Annotated in this window: 19 protein-coding genes and 2 pseudogenes; 10 read left to right on the top strand and 11 right to left on the bottom strand. The window is 67.0% G+C overall.

All coding sequences use genetic code 11. The features are described from left to right. Positions 1 to 441: 441 nt before the first annotated feature. Positions 442 to 1230 carry a (2Z,6E)-farnesyl diphosphate synthase gene (locus AWC08_RS07650; RefSeq protein WP_065137242.1) on the bottom strand — a complete coding sequence of 263 codons (789 nt, stop codon included), beginning with the start codon at positions 1228 to 1230 and terminating at the stop codon, positions 442 to 444. 145 nt (positions 1231 to 1375) lie between these two features. On the opposite strand from AWC08_RS07650, the gene trhA reads away from it, so the two are divergent. Continuing rightward, on the top strand, positions 1376 to 2116 hold the full coding sequence (gene trhA / locus AWC08_RS07645; protein WP_065137235.1) for a PAQR family membrane homeostasis protein TrhA: 741 nt from the start codon (positions 1376 to 1378) through the stop codon (positions 2114 to 2116). A gap of 7 nt (positions 2117 to 2123) precedes the next feature. On the opposite strand, the gene AWC08_RS07640 is transcribed toward trhA, so the two are convergent. The 4 genes from AWC08_RS07640 to mca are packed head-to-tail and all read right to left on the bottom strand — an operon-like array spanning position 2124 to position 5691. Further along, positions 2124 to 2507 (bottom strand): nuclear transport factor 2 family protein, encoded by a 384-nt coding sequence (locus tag AWC08_RS07640; RefSeq protein WP_069434478.1) that lies wholly within the window; start codon positions 2505 to 2507, stop codon positions 2124 to 2126. Between the two features lie 13 nt (positions 2508 to 2520). After that, on the bottom strand, positions 2521 to 4533 hold the full coding sequence (locus AWC08_RS07635; RefSeq protein WP_069434477.1) for a thioredoxin domain-containing protein: 2013 nt from the start codon (positions 4531 to 4533) through the stop codon (positions 2521 to 2523). Then, a complete protein-coding gene (locus AWC08_RS07630; protein ID WP_065137232.1) occupies positions 4520 to 4813 on the bottom strand; it encodes a hypothetical protein in 294 nt (97 codons plus the stop codon). Before AWC08_RS07630 ends, AWC08_RS07635 begins: the two co-directional genes overlap by 14 nt. Beyond that, positions 4810 to 5691 carry a mycothiol conjugate amidase Mca gene (mca, locus tag AWC08_RS07625; protein WP_069434476.1) on the bottom strand — a complete coding sequence of 294 codons (882 nt, stop codon included), beginning with the start codon at positions 5689 to 5691 and terminating at the stop codon, positions 4810 to 4812. The genes AWC08_RS07630 and mca overlap by 4 nt, the downstream gene beginning before the upstream one ends. A gap of 106 nt (positions 5692 to 5797) precedes the next feature. Between mca and AWC08_RS07620 the strand changes: the two genes are divergently transcribed. Continuing rightward, positions 5798 to 6244, top strand: coding sequence for a DUF4307 domain-containing protein (locus AWC08_RS07620; protein ID WP_069434475.1), 447 nt, complete (start codon positions 5798 to 5800; stop codon positions 6242 to 6244). 214 nt (positions 6245 to 6458) lie between these two features. Next, entirely contained in the window at positions 6459 to 6953 is a 495-nt protein-coding gene (greA, locus tag AWC08_RS07615; RefSeq protein WP_065137229.1) for a transcription elongation factor GreA, read from the top strand. A gap of 86 nt (positions 6954 to 7039) precedes the next feature. Here the strand turns inward: greA and AWC08_RS07610 are convergent, their stop codons facing one another. The 4 genes from AWC08_RS07610 to AWC08_RS07595 form a co-directional block, all read right to left on the bottom strand. Further along, entirely contained in the window at positions 7040 to 8194 is a 1155-nt protein-coding gene (locus tag AWC08_RS07610) for a cystathionine gamma-synthase (protein ID WP_069434474.1), read from the bottom strand. A 96-nt stretch (positions 8195 to 8290) separates the two neighbouring features. Next, entirely contained in the window at positions 8291 to 9025 is a 735-nt protein-coding gene (locus AWC08_RS07605; protein WP_065137227.1) for an RDD family protein, read from the bottom strand. A gap of 89 nt (positions 9026 to 9114) precedes the next feature. Further along, positions 9115 to 10509 carry a cystathionine beta-synthase gene (locus AWC08_RS07600; protein ID WP_065137226.1) on the bottom strand — a complete coding sequence of 465 codons (1395 nt, stop codon included), beginning with the start codon at positions 10507 to 10509 and terminating at the stop codon, positions 9115 to 9117. A gap of 40 nt (positions 10510 to 10549) precedes the next feature. Further along, positions 10550 to 11617 (bottom strand): alpha/beta hydrolase, encoded by a 1068-nt coding sequence (locus AWC08_RS07595; RefSeq protein ID WP_065137241.1) that lies wholly within the window; start codon positions 11615 to 11617, stop codon positions 10550 to 10552. A 223-nt stretch (positions 11618 to 11840) separates the two neighbouring features. On the opposite strand from AWC08_RS07595, the gene AWC08_RS07590 reads away from it, so the two are divergent. The 3 genes from AWC08_RS07590 (at position 11841) to AWC08_RS07580 (ending at position 15179) form a co-directional block, all read left to right on the top strand. Then, complete coding sequence (locus AWC08_RS07590; RefSeq protein WP_142283462.1) at positions 11841 to 12773, top strand: SGNH/GDSL hydrolase family protein; 933 nt, start codon at positions 11841 to 11843, stop codon at positions 12771 to 12773. A 44-nt stretch (positions 12774 to 12817) separates the two neighbouring features. Beyond that, positions 12818 to 14032, top strand: a complete 1215-nt coding sequence (locus AWC08_RS07585) for an acetyl-CoA C-acetyltransferase (protein ID WP_069434472.1) — start codon at positions 12818 to 12820, stop codon at positions 14030 to 14032. A gap of 292 nt (positions 14033 to 14324) precedes the next feature. Further along, the gene (locus AWC08_RS07580) at positions 14325 to 15179 is read left to right on the top strand and encodes a hypothetical protein (protein WP_069434471.1); all 855 of its coding nucleotides are present in this window, start codon (positions 14325 to 14327) and stop codon (positions 15177 to 15179) included. 309 nt (positions 15180 to 15488) lie between these two features. On the opposite strand, the gene AWC08_RS07575 is transcribed toward AWC08_RS07580, so the two are convergent. Continuing rightward, a complete protein-coding gene (locus AWC08_RS07575) occupies positions 15489 to 16328 on the bottom strand; it encodes a Bax inhibitor-1/YccA family protein (RefSeq protein ID WP_065137223.1) in 840 nt (279 codons plus the stop codon). Positions 16329 to 16599: 271 nt separating this feature from the next. Here AWC08_RS07575 and AWC08_RS07570 point away from each other — a divergent pair, with 271 nt between their 5' ends. From AWC08_RS07570 to AWC08_RS39820, 4 genes and pseudogenes are all read left to right on the top strand, one after another. Continuing rightward, the gene (locus AWC08_RS07570; protein ID WP_065137222.1) at positions 16600 to 17637 is read left to right on the top strand and encodes an enoyl-CoA hydratase/isomerase family protein; all 1038 of its coding nucleotides are present in this window, start codon (positions 16600 to 16602) and stop codon (positions 17635 to 17637) included. A gap of 10 nt (positions 17638 to 17647) precedes the next feature. Then, positions 17648 to 18421, top strand: coding sequence for an enoyl-CoA hydratase (locus AWC08_RS07565; RefSeq protein WP_065137221.1), 774 nt, complete (start codon positions 17648 to 17650; stop codon positions 18419 to 18421). A gap of 10 nt (positions 18422 to 18431) precedes the next feature. Then, positions 18432 to 20174: an alpha/beta hydrolase gene (locus AWC08_RS07560; protein ID WP_065137220.1), complete on the top strand. Its 1743-nt coding sequence runs from the start codon at positions 18432 to 18434 to the stop codon at positions 20172 to 20174. 125 nt (positions 20175 to 20299) lie between these two features. Then, positions 20300 to 20911, top strand: a pseudogene (locus tag AWC08_RS39820) (PE family protein); the annotation flags it as partial. Here the strand turns inward: AWC08_RS39820 and AWC08_RS38980 are convergent. Continuing rightward, a pseudogene (locus AWC08_RS38980) lies at positions 20828 to 21658 on the bottom strand (PE family protein); the annotation flags it as partial. The pseudogenes AWC08_RS39820 and AWC08_RS38980 overlap by 84 nt on opposite strands. Positions 21659 to 21685: the final 27 nt, after the last annotated feature.

Here is a 21685-nt window from a genome sequence, read left to right as displayed (position 1 = left end):
GGAAACACCAGATCTGACAACACGTATTTTCAGATTTTTCTGAGCGTGTCGCTGTGCGCGCTGTTGTACACCGTTAGCCGAAGTCGCAATAGCCAATACGCACTATTAAATTCATGTTAGTAAGCGCCCCTCGATCTGGACGTCACCCGCCCCACAACTTATTGAAGTCTGAAAAGAGTTGTGTCACAGCCGATTTAGCTTGCTATTAGACACAGCCTACTGATCAGTAACCGTCCGACAAGTGGCTCGATAGCCTAGCTAATATGAGGGTTGGCTGTGAAATTTTTTGGCCGCTCGTTACCCAGGCGCAACGTAGGGAAGTTTGCTGTCAGGATCTCTTGCCTGCCCCCAGGCGACCGAAATGACACAGTAGGTGTGACAAAACTGGCCTAAAACGACACGCCGAACGGCAGCCCGGCATCGTCCGGTACGGACGCTCCGCTACTTGCCGTAACGGCGGTTGCGCATGCTGTAGTCGCGCAGTGCGCGCAGAAAATCGACCCGCCGGAACGCGGGCCAGTGCGCCTCAGTGAACCACATCTCCGAGTAAGCGCTCTGCCACAGCAAAAAACCGGACAGCCGCTGCTCACCTGAGGTTCGGATCACCAGGTCGGGGTCGGGTTGCCCCGAGGTGTAGAGATTTTCGGAGATCCCTTCGACGGTAACGGCGTCGATGAGTTCCTCGGCGGTGGCGCCGTCGGCGAGTCGCTTGCCCAGCAGCGCGCGCACCGCGTCGACGATTTCCTGACGGCCGCCGTAACCCACCGCGACGTTGACGTGGAAGGACGCGTTCTGGGGCGTGGAATCCACGGCGCCCCGCAACCGGCGGGCCTGAGCCTCGCCCAGCAACTCCAGATCGCCTACCGTTCGGACGCTCCAACGGTTGGCCGGAGCGCAGATTTCTTCGACGACGTCGGTGATGATCTCGAGCAGCGCGGCGAGTTCGTCAGGGTCGCGTTGCAGGTTCTCGGTCGACAGCAGATAGATGGTGGCCATCTCGATCCCGGCTTCCTGGCACCACCGCAACATCTCGGCGATCTTGATCGCGCCCATCCGGTAGCCGACGCTGACGTCGTCATACCCCAGGCTGCGCGCCCACCGCCGGTTGCCGTCGCACAACACCGCGATGTGGCGCGGCAACTCGGATCGGGACGCGGCCAACCCCTGCCGCAGTCGCAGCTCGTACAGCCGGTACAACGGCTCCTTGATCCGCGGCGGGATGATTTCCACGACATCCCACACTACTGTGACCAACACCAAATTCCGGCTGCCATGTCCGGCAATATCACGCCAAGTCTAAGCGTGTTCTCTCAGCTGATCCCGCTACCCTTGAGATCAGATACCGACCGACGGACAAGGCGGGGCACCAGGACAGATGAGCAGCCAGACCAGCACGCTCACCAGCACAGGACCGGACCACGAGGGCCCATCGCCGGCCAACGCCGCCCACCAGATCGCCGAGGGCGTCGCCAAGGTTCTCAAGAAGCCGCGCTTCCGCGGCTGGATACACGTGTACTCCGCGGGTGCCGCCGTTTTCGCCGGCGCATCGCTGGTCGCCGTGTCGTGGGCGCTCGATTCCACCAAGGCCGGCCTGGCGACGATGCTCTACACGTTCGCCACCATCATCATGTTCACCGTCAGTGCCACCTACCACCGGGTGAACTGGAAGTCGAACACCGCCCGCATGTGGATGAAGCGTGCGGATCACTCGATGATCTTCATCTTCATCGCCGGCAGCTACACGCCGTTCGCCCTGCTGGCATTGCCCGGGCATGACGGGCACGTGGTGCTGGCGATCGTGTGGGGCGGTGCGCTGGCGGGAGTCACCCTCAAGATGCTGTGGCCGACCGCCCCGCGCTGGGTGGGCGTGCCGCTCTACATCCTGCTGGGGTGGGTAGCGGTCTGGTACACCAGCTCGATCCTGCACAACGCCGGAGTGGCGGCGATGGTGCTGCTGTTCGTCGGCGGCGCGCTGTACAGCATCGGCGGCATCCTCTACGCGCTGAAGTGGCCCGACCCGTGGCCGTCGACCTTCGGCTACCACGAGTTTTTCCACGCCTGCACCGCCGTGGCGGCGATCTGCCACTACATCGCCATGTGGTTCGTGGTCTTCTGAGTCGAGCTCAGAGCTGAGTCACATCAGCCGGTGACCAGTAAGCCTTCATCGCGGTGACCTTCCCGTCGGAGTCGAACACCATCGTCTCGATCGGCTCGATCCGCATCTTGTTGTCGCCGGCGGTGATCGTCAGCCGGAAATGGAACGCCGCCTCATTGCCCGAGACGCGCAGAGTCACCAGCTCGCAGTCACGCTGGACACCGGTGACGGAGGAATAGAAACTGCGAATGGCGTTGGTGCCGATGTGCACCTCGCCGCCGACCGGATCCTCCAGGGTGGCGTCATCGGCGTAGAACGCCGCCAGATCATCCGCGCTGCCGTCGGTGACCGTGGCGATGTAGCGGGTGACCGTTTCGGTGATCGCTTGCGACCTGTCGGGGCTGTTCGGCATGTGACGCACGCTACTACCCGGGTATCCCCAGGGCGGTGGCGAGTCGGTCTGCACTGGTCACCGGCAGGTCGCACGTCCGGCCCCGGCACACATAGGCGGCGTCGGCCCCGGCCACCCGGTCGCGGCCGGCCAGCAGGGGTGACGAGTCCATGACGCCGCCGACGACGATCGCCCCGCCGGGCGCGAGCCGCCGGGCGTCGGCCAGCAGCGGCGACGTCGTGTCGGCGCACGCGACCGCGATCTGCAGTGGCCCGCGCACCGCGGCTTCGGCGACCGCCAGCCAGTGCCCGGCCGAACGTGGGGCCCGGGCCAGCAGCACCGAGTGCGCGTCCAGCGTGTCCCCGGCCATCTGCAGGTACGTCGCGGCCCGGTCGGCATCGGTGAGGTGAGCGGCGGTCAGCAGGGCCTCGGCGATCGACGACGCCCCTGAGGGCGTGGCCCCGTCCATGGGGTCGGCCGGTCGCAGCACGAGTTGCTCGGCGTCGTCGGCGGTGTCGAACCAGCGACCGGGATGCCGTGGGTCGCTGAAGTGCCGGACCGCGGTGTCCAACAGGCCGGTGGCCGCGGCCAGCCAGGCGTCGTCGGGGCTCAGTTGGTACAGCGCCAGCAATCCAGTGGCCAGCATCGCGTAATCCTCCAGGATGGCCGCGCTGTCGCCCACCACCCCGCCCAGGCTGGCCCGCCGCAGCCGGCCGTCGACGAGATGCAGGTTCAGCAGCGCGGTCGCGCAACGTCGCGCAGCCTGCGCCAGCTCTGAATCGTCAAGCGCCACAGTGGCTTCGGCCAGCGCCGTAATCGCCAGCCCGTTCCACGAGGTGACCACTTTGTCGTCCCGTCCGGGCTGGGCCCGGGTGAGCCGCGCCGCCAGCAGCGCCGACCGAATGCGTTCCAGGCGTGCCGGGTCGTCGGGGTCTTCGAGCAACTGCAGCACCGATGATCCGTGCTCGAAGTTGCCCCCTCGGGTCACCCCGAAAACCGTTGCGGCCCATGCGCCGTCGTCGTCGCCGAGCACCTCGGCCAGCTGCGCCGGCGTCCAAACGTAGGTCGAGCCCTCGCGGCCGTCCGCGTCGGCGTCCAGCGACGAGGTGAACATGTCGCCGTCGGCCAGGTCGTCAAGCAGAAATCGCGCGGTCTGGGCCGAGACCCGGCGGGCCAGCGGATCACCGGTCCGGCGGGCCCAGTGCGCGTAGCAGCGCAGCAGCAGTGCGTTGTCGTACAACATCTTCTCGAAATGCGGCACCACCCAAGCGTTGTCGACGCTGTAGCGGGCGAAGCCGCCGGCGAGTTGGTCGTAGATGCCGCCGCGGGCCATCGCACTGCCGGCGCGAGACACCGCCTGCAAGGCGTCAACCGACCCGGTGCGCTCGTGGTGGCGCAGCAGACCCTCGAGCAGCGCCGACGGCGGGAACTTCGGTGCTGCGCCGAAACCCCCGTGCACCGTGTCCTGGTCGCGCAGCACCGCGGCAACCGCGTCGTCGCACAGGCCGGGCGCGATCTCCGGTCCCCCACCGGGCAGACCTGACGCCATCGACCGCAACTCGCCGGCGATGTGGTCCGAGGCTTCCTCGACCTCGTTCCGGCGCTGCGTCCATGTTTCGGTGATTGCCGAAAGCAGCTGCAGGAAAGCGTCTTTGGGGTAGTAAGTGCCGCAGAAGAAGGGCCGCCCATCGGGGGTGAGGAAGCACGTCATCGGCCAGCCGCCCTGCCCGGTGAGCGCGACGGTGGCGTTCATGTAGACCGAGTCGATGTCGGGGCGCTCTTCGCGATCCACCTTGATGCAGACGAAGCCGGCGTTCATGACGGCGGCCACCTCGTCGTCCTCGAACGATTCGTGGGCCATCACATGGCACCAGTGGCACGCGGCGTAACCGATGGACAGCAGGACCGGCACGTCGCGTGCCGCGGCGTCCGCGAGGGCCTCCGGACTCCATTGCTGCCAGTGCACCGGGTTGTCGGCGTGCTGACGCAGATATGGGCTGGTGGCTTGGCCCAGGTTGTTCGTCCCGGCCGGCTCAGCCGGGGTCATGGGCCGGGCCCGGCGGTCGGTTGCTGTCGGTGTCGGTGGCGGGCCGTTCGACCGCATCTACCGCGTCGGTGCCCTCGTCGGCGGCTTGATCCGGCTCGGGATGCTGGCGATCGAAGGACTCCGGGACCTTCTTGAGCTGCCTGTTCATCGAGCGGACCAGGAAAACGGTGGCGACGATGAGCAATACGACCACCACCAGCCCGAGTGGACTGGCCTTGCCGAAATCCGGGCCGTTGTTCTTGGGCCCGGCAGCGATCACGCTGAGCAGAAAGTGGTTCACGGTGCCTCGGTTCTCTCGAAGATCCCCTCGAACAGATCGGTCTCAGGCAGGCGGGCCGGCACTCGCGAGCGGGCCAGCTCGAACTCCTCGGTCGGCCAGAGCCGTTCCTGCCACTCGATCGGAGCGGCGAAGAACTCTGCGTTCGGGTCGATCTGGGTCGCATGCGCGATCAGGGCGTCGTCGCGTTGGCCGAAGTACGCCGAGCACTCCACGCGCGTGGTCACCCGCTTCTCGAAATGGTCGTGCTGGGGCAGCCAGTGCTCGAGCCACTTCCCGAACGGACCCTCCTGCCCGTGCTTGATGAACTCGTCCTGCAGCAGCTGCATGCGCGCCCGCAGAAACCCGTGCACGTAGTACAGCTTGGACACCGCCCACGGCTCTCCGGCGTCGGGGAACCGGCGATAGTCACCGGCGGCCTCATAGGCGCTGACGGACACCTCGTGACAGCGGATGTGGTCGGGGTGCGGATAGCCGCCGTTCTCGTCGTAGGTGATCATCACGTGCGGCTGGAACTCGCGCACCACGCGCACCAGCGCTTCGGTGGATTCCTCCAGTGGCACCAGGGCGAAGCAGCCTTCCGGCAGGGGCGGCGGCGGGTCGCCCTTGGGCAGGCCGGAGTCAACGAAGCCCAGCCAGTGGTGTTCGACACCCAGGATCTCCGCGGCCTTGGCCATCTCGTCCCGGCGGATCTCGTGGATGTGCCCGTGCACGTCGGGAAGGTCCATGGCCGGGTTGAGGATCTCACCGCGTTCGCCGCCGGTCAGGGTTACCACCATGACGCGATGGCCCTCGTCGGCGTAGCGCGCCAGCGTCGCGGCCCCCTTGCTGGATTCGTCGTCGGGGTGGGCATGCACCGCCATCAATCGCAGTTTGCTCACGAGCTCCCTTGTGTCTGTTCTTCCGAGTCCGTCCGTTGGCCGCCCACCGACCCTGTGAGTGCCCCCTATACTTCCAGTTCTCCTGTACCCCACAACTCCCGAGGGCATGACTGAGCACGTGACGGAAGATTCCTTCTCCCGGCCCGAGGCACGCTACGGACGTGACCGGCTTTCGCGGAAAACGCGGCGCCGCGTCGTCGTCGGGCTGACGGTGCTGGTCCTGGCACTGGGAGTCGCGATCGCCGTGGTGGCCTATCGGCAGATCGGGTCGGCGCCACTCAAGGGCACCCTGGCCGGCTATCAGGTTATCGACGACGAGACGGCGTCGGTGACGATCAGCGTGTACCGCCGCGACCCCTCGCGACCGGTGGACTGCATCGTGCGGGTCAGGTCTAAAGACGGCAGCGAAACGGGTCGTCGGGAAGTGCTGGTTCCCCCCGCCAACCAGCAGACCGTGCAGGTGTCCACGACACTGAAATCGAGTAAGCCGCCGGCCGTGGCGGACGTATACGGCTGCGGCGCGGACGTGCCCGCGTATCTGCGGTCGCAGTAACCGCACAACAAAACGCCGAACTGCGGATATATCGGTCATCCACTGTTTGCGCGGTGGTAACATGGGTGAATGCACGGTCCTGCCGGGGACCGTGTATTGCTGCATTAGAGGCCGTGAGCAGAACGGAGTTGCAGCACCCGGGGTGGGGACCCGCAGACGCCCAACATCGGGACCAGAGCTTGCGCGGAACAACAATCACAAGGAGCGCCACGAGATGACGGACACTCAGGTGACCTGGTTGACCCAGGAATCACATGACCGACTCAAGGCCGAGCTCGACCAGTTGATCGCGAATCGTCCGGTCATCGCCGCCGAGATCAACGACCGCCGGGAAGAGGGTGATCTTCGCGAGAACGGCGGATATCACGCCGCGCGCGAGGAGCAGGGTCAGCAGGAGGCCCGCATCCGCCAGCTGCAGGATCTGCTCAACAACGCCAAGGTGGGCGAGGCGCCCAAGCAGTCCGGTGTCGCACTGCCGGGTTCGGTGGTGAAGGTCTACTACAACGGCGACAAAGACGACAGCGAGACCTTCTTGATCGCCACCCGCCAAGAAGGCGTCAACGACGGCAAGCTCGAGGTGTACTCACCGAACTCGCCGCTGGGTGGTGCGCTGATCGACGCGAAGGTGGGCGAGACCCGCAGCTACAAGGTGCCCAGCGGCAACACCGTTGAGGTGACCCTGGTCAGCGCGGAGCCCTACCACTCCTGACTTTGTTGGCGCGAGGTGGCGCGAGCAGACACAAAAGCTCCCCGGAGCGGACGCTCCAAGGGGCTTTTGTGTCTGCTCGCGGGCCGTCAGCCCAGCGCCTGATCCAGGTCGGCCAGCAGATCCGTGACATCCTCGATGCCGACCGACAGCCGCACCAGGTCGTCGGGAACTTCCAACTGTGACCCGGCGGTGGAGGCGTGCGTCATGGCGCTGGGGTGTTCGATCAGCGATTCCACGCCGCCCAGCGACTCGGCCAGAATGAAGACGCTCGTCTGAGCACAGAGCTTCTCGGCGGCCGCACGCCCGCCGCGCATCCGCACCGAGACCATGCCACCGAAGCCGCGCATCTGCCGCGCGGCGACCTCATGCCCGGGGTGGCTCGGCAGACCGGGATAGAGCACGGTGCTCACGGCCGGATGGCCGGCCAGGAACTCCGCCACGGCTGCGGCGTTTTCGCTGTGTCGCTGCATCCGCAGCACCAGCGTCTTGAGGCCGCGCAGGGTGAGATAGGCGTCGAACGGACCGGGCACCGCCCCCGCCCCGTTCTGCAGGAAGGCGAACGCCTGGTCCAGTTGTTCGTCATTGGTCACCAGTGCGCCCCCGACCACATCGGAGTGCCCGCCGATGTATTTGGTGGTCGAATGCAACACCACGTCGGCACCCAAGGTCAACGGCTGCTGCAGCGCGGGGGAAGCGAAGGTGTTGTCCACCAACACTTTTGCCGCATTGTCGGCGCCCAGCTGGGCGATCGCACTGATGTCGGCGATCGACAGCAGCGGGTTGGTGGGCGTCTCGACCCAGATCAGTTTCGTCTGCGGGGTGATCGCGCCACGCACGGCATCCAGATCCGACAACGGCGCCGGGGTGTACGCGACACCCCACTGCGTGAACACCTTGTCGATCAGCCGGAAGGTGCCGCCGTAGGCGTCGTCGGGAATAACAACGTGGTCACCCGGGCGCAGCATGGCCCGCAGCGCACAGTCGCTGGCGGCCATCCCGGAACTGAACGCCCGCCCGTACGCGCCGTCCTCCACCGCCGCCAGCGAGGCCTCCAGCGCGGCCCGGGTCGGGTTGCCGGTGCGGGCGTATTCGAATCCGCCGCGCAGACCGCCGACGCCGTCCTGCGCGAAGGTGCTGCTGGCATAGATGGGGGCGTTGACGGCGCCGGTCGCCGGGTCGGGGCGATAGCCGGCGTGGATGGCTTTGGTGGCAAGTCCGGTGAATGCGTGGTCGTCGCTCATCGACTGCCAGCCTAATCGCCACGCCGTGCCGTTGATTCTGCGGTGAGGGCGACGAAGTGCGAGTGGCCGCCGCCGTCACCGCAGACTCGACGTCGTTTAGAGCGGTAGGCAGACCGTCGTCATGATCTTGTCGGCGAGCGTCTGGCGCTTGCTGTCCCACAGCGGGAACAGGAACCCGACGTAGCAGATGATCGCGTCGACGAAGTGCGCGAGCTGGCGCACCAGCGACATGCCAAAGCCGAGCGGCTCTCCGGTGACCTCACTGACCACCTTGAACTTCAGGATCGACTTGCCGATGCTCGATCCGGTGGTGCCCTGACGGTACCCGTAGTTCCAGACCACATACGCCAGGATCAGTAGCGACGCCAACCCCTGTGCGAGGGTCCCGATGATCGACCCCTGGGTGTAGCAGTACTGCGCGACGTCGTATTGGTTGACACTGGTGACGCAGGATTCCTCCTGGGTCAGCATGTCGATCACCTGGGCGATTCCGAGGACGACGAGGATCGGGGCGTAGTCGATCAGGAACGCCAAAACGCGGGTGAGCCACGGCGTGTAGGCATCGGTCGACAACCCCTTGACCGCGGGCCCCGGCGGCGGCGGCGCATATCCACCGGCAGCCGGAGGAGGCGGCGGATAGCCGCCCGCGGGCGGCGGCGGAGGAGGCGGCGGCGGCGCTGAGCCGCCGACGGACTGCGAAAAGTCACCGCTGCTGCCCGGAGGGGGCGGTGCGGACGGCGGAAGATGCCCACCGGAGGGCGCGGCACCGGAGGAGCCAGGCGGTGGCGGCGGTGGCGGGTAGGACCCGCCGGGCGGCGGCTGATCGGTCATGGGGCAACCCTTCCGAGCTTCCAGGAGCGGACTTTGCTGAACTAAGCCGGATACAGTACCGCAGCGACGAGAGCCACGTCACAGCCCCACTAGCGTCGTCGCGTCCCCTCGGAGAGGAACCCGAGCAGGTCGTAACGGGTGATCACGCCGACCGGTTTGCCTTCCTCGACGACCATCAGGGCGTCCTGATCGCGCAACGCCTCCCCGGCCACGCTGACCAGTTCGCCGGCCCCGATCAACCGCAGGGGCGGGCTCATGTGCTGTTTGACGGCGTCAGCCAGCTTGGCCCGACCTTCGAACACCGCCGACAGCAGTTCGCGTTCGGAGACGCTGCCCGCGACCTCACCGGCCATCACCGGCGGCTCGGCGCCGACCACCGGCATCTGCGACACCCCGTACTCCCGGAGGATCCCGATTGCGTCGCGCACAGTTTCCGACGGATGGGTGTGCACCAGGTCGGGCAGCGCACCGGACTTGCGGCGCAACACGTCCCCGACCGTCGACTCGGCGGCCGAGCCGTCCAGCCGGCTGCGCAGGAATCCGTAGGACGACATCCACGCGTCGTTGAAGATCTTGGCCATGTAGCCACGGCCGCCGTCCGGTAGCAGCACCACGATCAGCGCGTCGGGACCGGCCTGCTCGGCCACTTTCAGCGCCGCGACGACGGCCATCCCGCACGATCCGCCGACCAGCATGGCTTCCTCGCGGGCCAGCCGTCGGGTCATGTCGAAGGAGTCGGAGTCCGAGACGGCGATGATCTCGTCCGGCACCGACGGGTCGTAAGCCGCCGGCCAGAAGTCTTCGCCGACGCCCTCGACCAGATAAGGCCGGCCAGTGCCCCCGGAGTACACCGATCCCTCCGGGTCGGCGCCGATGACGCGCACCCGCCCGTCGGACACTTCCTTGAGGTAGCGCCCGGCGCCGGTGATGGTGCCGCCAGTGCCGATGCCGGCGACGAAGTGGGTGATCTTGCCGTCGGTATCCGCCCAGATCTCGGGACCGGTGGTCGCGTAGTGGCTGGCCGGCCCTTCCGGGTTGGAGTACTGGTCGGGTTTCCAGGCGCCCTGGATTTCCCGGACCAATCGGTCGGACACGCTGTAGTAGCTGTCCGGGTCCTCGGGCGGCACCGCCGTCGGGCATACGACGACCTCGGCGCCGTACGCACGCAACACATTCCGCTTGTCCTCGCCGACCTTGTCCGGGCAGACGAACACGCACTTGTAGCCGCGGCGCTGGGCAACGAGGGCGAGCCCGACGCCGGTGTTGCCGGAGGTCGGCTCGACGATCGTGCCGCCGGGCTGCAGCGCGCCACTGGCCTCAGCGGCGTCGATCATCCGCTCGGCGATGCGGTCCTTTGAACTGCCACCGGGGTTGAGGTACTCCACCTTCGCGGCCACGATGCCCGCGCCTTCGGGGACGACGGAGTTCAGCCGAACCAGGGGCGTATTGCCGATGAGGTCACTGAGGTGCTGCGCGATCCGCATGCGCCTATCGTCGCAGGCGGTGCCGGGCGGCGCGCGGGCGCTATCCGGTGGCCTCGCGGATGTACTCGCCGATCTGACGCAGCGAGCGCACGGCTTCCGGGACCAGGGGCCCGACGACCTGGAAGTCGTGCACCTGGCCCGGCCACACACGCACCTCGGCAGGCACTCCGACAGCCGCCAGCCTGCTCGCCGCCAACTGCGCGTCGTGCAACAGCACCTCGGAGCCGGACACGTGAATCAGCGTCCGCGGCAGGCCCGGCTCGATGTGATCGAGGGGCTCGTAGATTTCTTCCGGCTGACCGTTCACCTTGTTCTTCGCGGCACAGCTAGCAACCAAAGCGCCGAGCGCATCAAAGGCTCTGGAGGGGAACATCGCGTCGGTTTTTATGTTGGGGTGAGACTGCTTGGGCTCCTTTGCCAGCTGCAGCAGTGGCGAGATCGCGACAAGGGCGGCGGGCTCCTCCCCTTCGCGCAACAGGCGCTGTGCAAGGGACAGCGCGAGGTACCCGCCGGCGGAGTCGCCGCCGAGCACAATCTGGTCCGGGTCGTAGCCCAGCAGCCGCAGCCATCGGTAACCGTCGTGGCAGTCGTCGAGCGCCATGCCGATCGAATGCTTGGGCATCAGCCGATAGTTGACGACGAGAACGGGTGCGTCAGCGAACTTCGAGAGTGACTCGACGAGTCGACCGTGCGAGTTTGCTCCGCAGGTCAAAAATGCGCCGCCGTGCAGGTACAGGACGACCCGCCGGGTGCCATCGGCCGGCAGTACCCCGGGTGCGCGTACCAGCTGTGCCGCCGCATTCGGCAAGGTCACATCGGCCCTGACGGTACTGGTGGCCGGCAACAGCACGCGCGCGGCGTGGTCGATCAGACCCCACGGCCAGGGCAGGTGAGGTACGTAGCTACCGGCCGCCAAAACCGGCCGGATCGTCACGCGAGAGGCCAGCGTAGCGAACCGAGCAGCAACGCTCGGCCCAGACTCGACGACCTCAACGGGAGCCCCGTCGCTGATCGCAAACCTGCGGGCTTCGAGTCTACGAGCCTTCAGCGCGTCGCGCGGGCGAATGGCGACTCTAGGTGCGCCAGAGACCTTACCGGGTGCGGTCATGCTCAACACTTCCTACGCCGTTGTAGTCCGATACAGCATGCGACGAAGAAGCTGAGCGATTCGTTCAGCCAACCTCGCAAACTTAGCTTGACAGTCCTCTACCCACTCAACTTCCACTTAATCGGTTTCGATACCACATCTGTTTCACACCGTAACCGGTTTGTTTGTCAGCTACCCCCGAAATGAGCACAACCGTCCTAAACTGATGCGCGTGGGCGTGCATGTGCCGCGGCGTTCGACGATCGCTTTGGCCACAGCGGGTGCACTCGCCTCGACAGGCTCGGCCTATCTGGGCGCACGCAACCTGCTGGTTGGCCAGGCGACGCATGTCCGCACCGTGATCCCCAAGAACTGGGAACCGCCGCCACGTGCCGACGGTGTCTATGCCCCCGGCGGCGGCCCGGTGCAGCGGTGGCGGTACGGCACGCCTTTCGACCTGCACCTGATGGTGTTCGGCGACTCGACGGCCACCGGCTACGGGTGCGCGACCGCCGAGGAAGTGCCGGGCGTGGTGATCGCCCGCAGGCTCGCCGAGCAGTCCGGGCTACGAATCAGGCTGAGCACGAAGGCCATCGTCGGCGCCACCTCGAAAGGGGTGATGGGTCAGGTCGACGCGATGTTCGTGGCGGGGCCGCCACCGGACGTCGCGGTCATCATGATCGGTGCCAACGACATCACCGCACTCAACGGTGTCGGACCGTCGGCGCAGCGGCTGGGCACGTCGGTGCGCAAACTACGCAATCGGGGCGCCGTCGTGGTGGTCGGTACGTGCCCGGACTTCGGGCTCATCACCGCGATCCCGCAGCCGCTGCGCTCGCTGGCGCGCACCCGTGGCCTGCAGCTGGCCCGGGCACAGGCCGCGGCCGTCAGAGCCGCCGGCGGGGTGCCGGTGCCCCTGGCGCATCTGCTCGCACCCAAGTTCCGGGAGATGCCGGAGCTGATGTTCTCCTCCGACCGCTACCACCCCTCGGCGGCCGGCTATGCCGAGGCGGCCGAGCAGTTGCTGCTGGCGCTGTGCGAAGCGCTGAGCGAGAAGGTTCCCGTGCTCGCCCGTCCCGCTGCGCTACCGGCCATTGCCGCCCGACGGACGATCGTGTCTCGATTGTGGTCCCGCCCGTCGCCGGCGGGTGCGACCGCCGCGGCCGCCTCTGGGTAAGGCGCGTTAGGCTCGGCTTCGCACACCGCAATCGAGGAGCCGTCATGCCGGAAGCCGTCATCGTTTCAACCGCCCGTTCGCCGATCGGCCGCGCCATGAAGGGGTCGCTGATCAGCATCCGGCCCGATGATCTGGCTGCCCAGATGGTCCGCGCCGCGCTCGACAAGGTGCCCGCCCTCAACCCTCACCAGATCGACGACCTGATCATGGGTTGCGGCCAGCCCGGCGGCGAGTCCGGTTTCAATATCGCGCGCGTCGTCGCGGTGGCGCTCGGCTACGACTTCCTGCCCGGCACCACCGTCAATCGCTACTGCTCGTCGTCGCTGCAGACCACCCGGATGGCGTTTCACGCGATCAAGGCCGGCGAGGGCGACGTCTTCGTCTCCGCCGGTGTCGAGACGGTGTCGCGGTTCGGCAAGGGCAACGCCGACGGCTGGCCGGACACCAAGAACCCGCTGTACGACGCCGCCCAGGAGCGCACCAGCGCCGCGGCCGCCGGCGCCGACGAATGGCACGACCCCCGTGCCGACGGCAACGTCCCCGACATCTACATCGCGATGGGCCAGACCGCCGAAAACGTCGCACTGCTGACCGGCATTTCTCGCGAGGACCAGGACCACTGGGGAGTGCGCAGTCAGAACCGGGCCGAGGAAGCGATCAAGAGCGGCTTCTTCGAGCGCGAGATCGCCCCCGTCACGCTGCCCGACGGTTCGACCGTGAGCACCGATGACGGCCCGCGCGCCGGGACCACGTACGAGAAGATCAGCGAGCTCAAGCCGGTGTTCCGGCCCAACGGCACGGTGACGGCGGGCAACGCGTGCCCGTTGAACGATGGTGCCGCGGCGGTGGTGATCACCAGCGACGTCAAGGCCAAGGAGCTGGGCCTGAAGCCGCTGGCACGCATAGTGTCCACCGGCGTCAGCGGATTGTCCCCGGAAATCATGGGTCTGGGCCCGATCGAGGCGACCAAGCAGGCGCTGGCCCGAGCCGGCATGTCCGTGAGCGACATCGACCTGTTCGAGATCAACGAGGCCTTCGCGGTGCAGGTGCTGGGTTCGGCGCGCGAGCTGGGTATCGACGAAGACAAGCTGAATGTGTCGGGCGGCGCGATCGCCCTGGGCCACCCGTTCGGCATGACCGGCGCCCGGATCACCGCCACGCTGCTGAACAACCTGACTACACATGACAAGACCTTCGGCGTCGAGACCATGTGTGTCGGCGGCGGCCAGGGCATGGCGATGGTGATCGAGCGGCTGTAGCGCGCTTTGGGCGTTGAGCCTGCGCTCAGGGCGGGGCCCACTCGCATTTTGTCGCCCGTGGCGCAGAGTCAACGGCGCTGTCGGCGTGCGGCCTCGCGTCTGTGCGTTGAGCCTGCGCTCAGGGCGGCGCCCACTCGCATTTTGTCGCCCGCGCCGCAGAGTCAACGGCGCTGTCGGCGTGCGGCCTCGCGTCTGTGCGTTGAGCCTGCGCTCAGGGCGGGGCCCACTCGCATTTTGTCGCCCGTGCCGCAGAGTCGACGGCGCTGTCGGTGTAAGTCGCCAACATGTCGGCATGACAAGCGCGCCGCAACCGTTTATTGGCAGTGAAGCACTGACCGCCGGCGTCCTGACGCGCCATGAGCTGCGCAGGTACTACCGCGCGATCATGCCGAACGTCTACCTCAACAAGCGGGTGGAGCCGACCTTGCGACAACGCACGACGGCAGCCTGGTTGTGGTCGCGGCGGGAGGCGGTGATCGCCGGCGCCGCGGCGTCGGCGATGCATGGCTCGAAGTGGATCGATCACGCGGCGGCGATCGAATTGATCTGGCGCAACGCCAGGGCGCCGCAACGCGTCATCACGCGTGATGAACGGTTGTTGGACGGCGAGACGCAAATCTTGCACGGACTCCCGGTCACGACGCCGGAGCGCACGGCATTCGATATCGGCCGGCGCGGGGCGTTGAGTCGGGCCGTTGCCAGTCTCGATGCGCTTGCTGCCGCGACGGACTTCAAAGTGCCGGATGTCGCTGAGTTAGCCGCCAATCATCGGCGTGTGCGGGGCTTACGGCAACTGGAGACCGCATTGGAATTGGTCGACGCGGGAGCACAGTCGCCGAAAGAGACTTGGCTGCGCCTGCTGTTGATCAACGCGGGTTTCCCGAAGCCCCAGACCCAGATACCGGTGCCGGGCCGGGACGGTTTCCCTCGCTATTTCCTCGATATGGGCTGGGAGGACATCATGTTGGCTGCCGAATACGACGGCGACCAGCATTGGACCGACCCCGCCCAGTACGCATCGGACGTGGACCGGCAGGAGTACATCCGGCGAGTGGGTTGGACCGTCATTCGGGTGGTCGGACGCCACCGGCCCAGCGAAGTAGTTCGACGGGTTCGGGAGGCATGGGACGCGCTGAGCACGCGTTGACTCTGCGTCAAGGGCGACGAAGTTCGAGTGGCCCCCGCCCTCAATGCAGGCTCAACGCCAGAGCGGGGCGCACACGCCAGAGCGGGGCTCAACGCCAGAGCGGGGCGCACACGCCAGAGCGGGGCTCAACGCCAGAGCGGGGCGCACACGCCAGCGCGGGCCGCCACGCCAGCGCGGGCCGCAACGCCAGAGCGGGCCGCAACGCCAGAGCGGGGCGCACACGCCAGCGCGGGGAGCGCCCGCCGGCGCTACCCCAAAGGAAAAGCCGGCACACCGAAGGCGGTGTGCCGGCTCTGCCCGTCAATGGGGTTAGTCGTTCTGCAGGTAACTCAGCAGACGCAGGATTTCCAGGTACAACCACACCAGCGTCACCGTCAGGCCCAGGGCGATACCCCAAGCGGCCTTCTCCGGCGCGCCAGCGCGGATCATCTGATCGGCCGCGTCGAAGTCAATCAGGAAGCTGAAGGCCGCGATGCCGATGAACACCAGCGAGAAAATGATCCCGATGGGCCCGGCACTGCGAAGACCCAGCCCCTCGCCGCCACCGACGTGGAACATCGCCAGCACGAAGTTGCCGAGCATCAGCACCAGCACGCCGAACATCGCGGCGACCAGCATGCGAGTGAATTTAGGCGTGACCCGGATGGCGCCGGTCTTGTAGACGACCAGCATGCCGAAGAACACCCCGAGTGTGCCGAGCACCGCCTCGCCGATCAGCATCCCCGCATTCGCCGATCCCACCGAGAAGTTGGCGAGCAGGAACGAGATGGCGCCCAGGAACAAACCCTCGAGCGCGGCGTAGCTGAGCACGATCGCCGGGTTGTCCTGCTTGCGGCCGAACGTCGCGACCAACACCAGCGCCAAACCGCCGAACGCACCGACCATCGTCAGCGGCATCGCCAGCTTCAGGTTGGTCGCAACCAGGAAGTAGGAAACGATCGCGGTCGTCGACAGCATGGCCAGGGTCAGCCCGGTCTTGGTGACGACGTCGTCAATGGTCAGCGGGCGCGAGACGCGAGCCTCACGACCCTGCTGGTAGGGCGCGTAGGGGTCGGCCGGATAGCCCGACTGCACGCCGGGGCCGAATTGCGCGTATCCGCCCGCCTGCTTCGGCAGCGAACGAAATACCGGGTTACTTGTCTCCCGCACCGTCGGATCCTCTCTCAATGGCTATGGCTTCGAACGTGCGAACAATCGCTCAACGAGTGGTGGTCCGCCCGAGTTCCCGGCGGAGCTGGCGTTTCGTAGTCAGTCAGGGACCCGTATAGCTCGCTTGGATCACCCTAAACCTTAGACCCGCGGGCATCGCCGAGCGAGTCACGATCTAGATTGCTCGTCAAACTCATGGCCCGGGTGAGCGGGGCCGAGCGGATTGCGGCGAAGGGGAGGCGAACGCATGACTGGGGTTGCTGAGGGGGCCGTGACCGGGGAATCCGACGAAGTCCTGACCAGCGTCGTCGACGGCGTCGGCTACATCACCCTCAACCGGCCCAAGGCCATCAATTCGCTGAACCGGACGATGGTGGACCTCCTCAGCACCGTGCTGATCCGGTGGGGCCGCGACGACGCGGTGCGCGCGGTGGTGCTCAGCGGTGCCGGCGAGCGCGGGCTGTGCGCCGGCGGCGACGTGGTGGCCATCTACCACAGCGCGCGTAAAGACGGGACCGACGCCCGCCGGTTCTGGCGCGACGAATACCTGATGAACGGTCTGATCGGCCGCTTCACCAAGCCCTACGTGGCGGTGATGGACGGCATCGTGATGGGCGGTGGCGTCGGCGTCAGCGCCCACGCCAACACCCGCGTGGTGACCGACACCTCGAAGGTCGCGATGCCCGAGGTCGGCATCGGGTTCATCCCCGACGTCGGCGGGACGTATCTGCTGTCCCGTGCGCCCGGCAAGCTGGGCCTGCACGCCGCACTCACCGGAGCGCCGTTCAACGGCGCCGACGCCATTGCGCTGGGGTTCGCCGATCACTACGTGCCGCACAGCGAACTCGACGCGTTCACCGCGGCCGTCGCTACCAACGGCGTGGAAGGCGCACTGGCCCGGCATGCAATCGAACCCCCACCGAGTGAGCTTGCGGCACAACGCGAGTGGATCGACGAGTGCTACCGGGCCGACAGCGTGCTCGATATCGTGGCCGCTTTGAAAAGCCACGACGCCAAACCCGCCAACGACGCCGCCGACCTGATCAACACCCGCTCCCCCATCGCGCTCTCGGTGACTTTCGAGGCGGTCCGTCGCGCAAAAGACCTGCCAACGCTGGAAGACGTTCTGGTGCAAGACTATCGAGTATCAAGCGCCTCGTTACGTTCACATGATCTGGTGGAAGGCATTCGCGCGCAGCTGGTCGACAAGGACCGCAATCCGAAGTGGTCACCCGCATCACTGGCCGAGGTCACCCTGGCCGATATCACGGCATACTTCCAGCCCGTCGACGACGACCTGGAGTTCTAGGAGGTAACACATGGCGTACGAAACCATTCTGGTCGAGCGCGAAGAACGAGTCGGCATCATCACACTGAACAGGCCGAAGGCGCTCAACGCACTCAACAGCCAGGTGATGAATGAAGTCACCAGCGCCGCAACGGAATTGGACCAGGACCCAGCGACAGGGGCGATCATCATCACCGGTTCGGCCAAGGCGTTCGCCGCCGGCGCCGACATCAAGGAGATGGCCGGACTGACGTTCGCCGACGCCTTCGGTGCCGACTTCTTCGCGCCCTGGGGCAAGTTGGCCGCCGTGCGCACCCCGACGATCGCGGCGGTCGCCGGCTACGCCCTCGGTGGCGGCTGTGAGCTGGCGATGATGTGTGACCTCCTGATCGCCGCCGACACAGCGAAATTCGGCCAGCCGGAGATCAAGCTCGGCGTCATTCCCGGAATGGGCGGGTCGCAGCGGCTGACCCGGGCCATCGGCAAAGCCAAGGCGATGGACCTCATCCTGACCGGTCGCACCATCGACGCCGCGGAAGCCGAACGCAGCGGCCTGGTTTCACGCATCGTGCCCGCCGACGACTTGCTGACCGAAGCCAAAGCCGTCGCCAAGACGATCTCGCAGATGTCGCTACCGTCCGCTCAAATGGCCAAGGAAGCCGTCAACCGCGCCTTCGAATCGACGCTGGCCGAAGGACTTCTCTACGAGCGCCGGCTTTTCCACTCGACATTCGCCACCGACGACCAGACCGAGGGCATGACGGCCTTCATCGAGAAGCGCCCGCCCGACTTCAGCCACCGATGAGCTCCCACCGATGAGCGAGTCCGCGGCCACCGCAACCACCGAAAAGGACACGGCGCCAACCACCGACGCTGCCCAGGATGCGCCATGGTGGCACCGGTACCGCGGCCGCTGGTGGGTCCGCCACTACACCTATACCGGGACCCTGGTCGGCCTGATCTTCGTGTGGCTGTCGCTCACACCGTCGCTGTTGCCCCGCGGCCCGTTGTTCCAGGGCGTGGTCAGCGGCTGCTCGGGCGCCATCGGTTACGGCCTGGGCGTGTTCGCCGTCTGGCTGGTGCGCTACATGCGGTCGCAAAACACCAGTCCCCCTGCGCCGCCGTGGGTTTGGCCACCGCTGATCGTGGTCGGGGCGATCGGGGTCGTCGTGATGGCGATCCGGTTCCACGTCTGGCAGGACCACGTGCGCGACATGATGGGCGTCGAGCACCTGAAGTGGCACGACTATCCACTGACCGGGGCCCTCGGGGTGATTGTGTTGTTCTCGCTGGTCGAGATCGGCCAGTTCATCCGTCGGCTGGTCATTCTTCTGGTGCGGCAGGTTGATCGGATCGCGCCGTTCCGGGTGTCGGCCGCCCTAGTGGTCGTCGGGCTGATCGTGCTGACGATCAGCCTGCTCAACGGCGTCGTCCTCAAGTTCGCGATGCGGTCGATGAACGGCAGCTTCGCCGCGGTCAACAACGAGATGGACCCTGGTTTCAGTGCACCCAAGTCCAGGCTGCGATCGGGTGGGCCCGAGTCGCTGGCGTCGTGGGAGTCGCTGGGACATCAGGGCCGGATATTCGTCGAAGGCGGGCCTTCGGTCAGCAGGCTGACCGCCTTCAACGGCACCCCGGCCATCGAACCGATCCGCGCATACGCCGGACTGAAATCCGCCGAAGACATCGACGCGACGGCCGACCTCGCGGCCCGGGAGTTGTTGCGCACCGGCGGATTGCAACGCGCGGTCGTCGCGGTGGCGACCACCACCGGAACCGGCTGGATCAACGAGGCGGAAGCCTCGGCGCTGGAGTACATGTACAACGGCAACACCGCGATCGTCAGCATGCAGTACTCCTTCCTGCCCAGCTGGCTGTCGTTTCTGGTGGACAAGGAGAACGCGCGGCACGCCGGTCAGGCGCTGTTCGAGGCCGTCGACCGGCTGATCCGTCAGATGCCGGAGTTCAAGCGGCCCAAGCTGGTGGTCTTCGGCGAGAGCCTGGGCTCCTTCGGCGGAGAGGCGCCGTTCATGAGCATCAACAACGTGCTGGCCCGAACCGACGGCGCCCTGTTCAGCGGGCCGACCTTCAACAACACCATCTGGACTCAATTGACCGCGAACCGGGACCAAGGATCACCGGAGTGGTTGCCGATCTACGACGACGGCCGCAACGTGCGGTTCGTCGCCCGACCGGAGAACCTCGATCGGCCGCAGGGGGCCTGGGGCCACCCGCGGGTGGTCTATCTGCAGCACGCATCCGATCCGATCGCCTGGTGGACGCCCGACCTGTTGTTCAGCAAACCGGACTGGCTGCGCGAAAAACGGGGATACGACGTCGTTCCCGAGATGCGCTGGTTTCCGTTGGTGACGTTCCTGCAGGTCTCGGCCGACATGGCGGTCGCTGTCGACGTCCCCGACGGACACGGGCACCGCTACGTCGCCAACTGCGCCGACGGCTGGGCCGCGGTGCTCTCGCCCCCGGGCTGGACGCCGGACAAGACGGCGAAGTTGCGGCCCTTGTTGCATGCCGACTCGACGGCAGGAACTTCGGGCTAGCTGCGCCGGAGAATTTGACGCAAAACACAATTTCCGCCGCCGCGGTTGTGGTCCACTTTTTTTCTTGACACATCGGGGTGTCGAGGCTGCTGGTCGGACCGGCGCCGAGGTTGGGAGGTTGTCCCATGTCGTTTGTCTTCGCAATGCCGGATCTGGTGACACGGGCAGCGTCAGATCTGGCCAATCTCGGCTCAGTCCTCAGCAATGCCAATTCGGCTGCCGCCGCCTCGACGACAGGTTTGCTTGCCGCAGCCGAAGATGACGTGTCGGCGGCGATCGCGTCGCTGTTCTCTACGCATGGCCGGAGCTATCAGATGCTCAGCACTCAGGCCGCGACCGTGCACGCCGAATTCGTGCGGGCCCTGGCCGCCGGCGCGGAGGCCTACACCGGTGCTGAGGCCGCCAGCGCTTCGCCGTTGAACCTGCTGCTCAATGCCATCAACGCACCGGTGCAGGCACTGACCGGACGCCCCTTGATCGGCAACGGCGCCAACGGCGCCCCCGGCACCGGACAGAACGGTTCACCGGGCGGGTGGCTGCTCGGTGACGGGGGTTCGGGCGGCTCCGGCGCGCCGGGCCTACCCGGCGGAGCCGGCGGTGCAGCAGGCTTGCTGGGTTCGGGAGGCTCGGGCGGAGCCGGTGGGAGTTCGTCGACCGGTACCGCCGGCGCCGGCGGCGCCGGCGGGGCCGGCGGTGGTGGTGATGCCGCCGGCGCCCCCGGCTGCCCCGTTGCCGGCCAGCAAGCCGCCCCAGCCGCCGGCGCCACCGTTACCGCCGCCGTTGGCCCCCAGACCGCCGGCTCCGCCGATCCCGCCGGCGCCCAACAGGATCGCCTGACCACCCGCACCGCCCAACCCGCCGATACCGGTCGGCGCGTCACCGCCGGCGCCGCCCGCTCCTCCGTTTCCGAAAAGCCAGCCGCCGTTGCCGCCCGTGCCTCCGACCGCGCCGGCGGCCCCGGCGCCGCCGGCCCCCCCATTGCCGAATAAGCCTGCAGCGCCGCCTCTTCCCCCTGCCGGATGGGCCCCGCCGCCGGAACCGCCGGAGCCGCCGTTGCCGAACAACAGACCGCCGCCGCCGCCGTCCGCGCCGGTCCCCGCGGCGCCGTCGGTGCCGTTGCCGATCAGGGGCCGGCCCAGCAGCAGCTGAGTGGGCAGGTTGATCAGGTTCAGCAGATCGTTGAGGGGGCCCAGGGCCGCCGCGCTCGCGGCCTCGGCGCCGCCGTAGGTTGCCGCGCTCGTAGCGAGGGCTTGCACGAACTGGGTGTGGAAGAGGTGCGCCTGCGCGCTCAGTGTCTGGTAGCTCAGCGCGTGCCGGCCGAACAGTGCGGCGACGGCGGCCGACACTTCATCGGCACCGGCAGCGAGAATCTCGATGGTCGGGACAGCCGCAATTGCGTTGGCAGCGTTGACCGCTGATCCGATGCTCGCCAACTCTGTTGCCGTACAGGCGATTATCTCCGGCGTTGCGAACACAGACGACATTGCGCACCTCCCCCGGCCCCGCCGGAT

This window comes from Mycobacterium gordonae (assembly GCF_002101675.1).
Lineage (GTDB): Bacteria > Actinomycetota > Actinomycetes > Mycobacteriales > Mycobacteriaceae > Mycobacterium > Mycobacterium gordonae.
The sequence above is the reverse complement of the archived record's forward strand: the minus strand, read 5'-3'. Positions and strand labels throughout refer to the sequence as shown.

Excerpts from the sequence above, each read along its gene's own strand:
- AWC08_RS07560 (WP_065137220.1), top strand. The coding sequence starts at position 18,432 with ATGAGCGAGTCCGCGGCCACCGCAACCACCGAAAAGGACACGGCGCCA.
- greA (WP_065137229.1), top strand. The coding sequence starts at position 6,459 with ATGACGGACACTCAGGTGACCTGGTTGACCCAGGAATCACATGACCGA.
- AWC08_RS07635 (WP_069434477.1), bottom strand. The coding sequence starts at position 4,533 with ATGACCCCGGCTGAGCCGGCCGGGACGAACAACCTGGGCCAAGCCACC.
- AWC08_RS07610 (WP_069434474.1), bottom strand. The coding sequence starts at position 8,194 with ATGAGCGACGACCACGCATTCACCGGACTTGCCACCAAAGCCATCCAC.
- AWC08_RS07565 (WP_065137221.1), top strand. The coding sequence starts at position 17,648 with ATGGCGTACGAAACCATTCTGGTCGAGCGCGAAGAACGAGTCGGCATC.
- AWC08_RS07640 (WP_069434478.1), bottom strand. The coding sequence starts at position 2,507 with ATGCCGAACAGCCCCGACAGGTCGCAAGCGATCACCGAAACGGTCACC.
- AWC08_RS07600 (WP_065137226.1), bottom strand. The coding sequence starts at position 10,509 with ATGCGGATCGCGCAGCACCTCAGTGACCTCATCGGCAATACGCCCCTG.
- AWC08_RS07620 (WP_069434475.1), top strand. The coding sequence starts at position 5,798 with ATGACTGAGCACGTGACGGAAGATTCCTTCTCCCGGCCCGAGGCACGC.
- AWC08_RS07605 (WP_065137227.1), bottom strand. The coding sequence starts at position 9,025 with ATGACCGATCAGCCGCCGCCCGGCGGGTCCTACCCGCCACCGCCGCCA.
- AWC08_RS07580 (WP_069434471.1), top strand. The coding sequence starts at position 14,325 with ATGACAAGCGCGCCGCAACCGTTTATTGGCAGTGAAGCACTGACCGCC.
- trhA (WP_065137235.1), top strand. The coding sequence starts at position 1,376 with ATGAGCAGCCAGACCAGCACGCTCACCAGCACAGGACCGGACCACGAG.
- AWC08_RS07595 (WP_065137241.1), bottom strand. The coding sequence starts at position 11,617 with ATGACCGCACCCGGTAAGGTCTCTGGCGCACCTAGAGTCGCCATTCGC.
- AWC08_RS07585 (WP_069434472.1), top strand. The coding sequence starts at position 12,818 with ATGCCGGAAGCCGTCATCGTTTCAACCGCCCGTTCGCCGATCGGCCGC.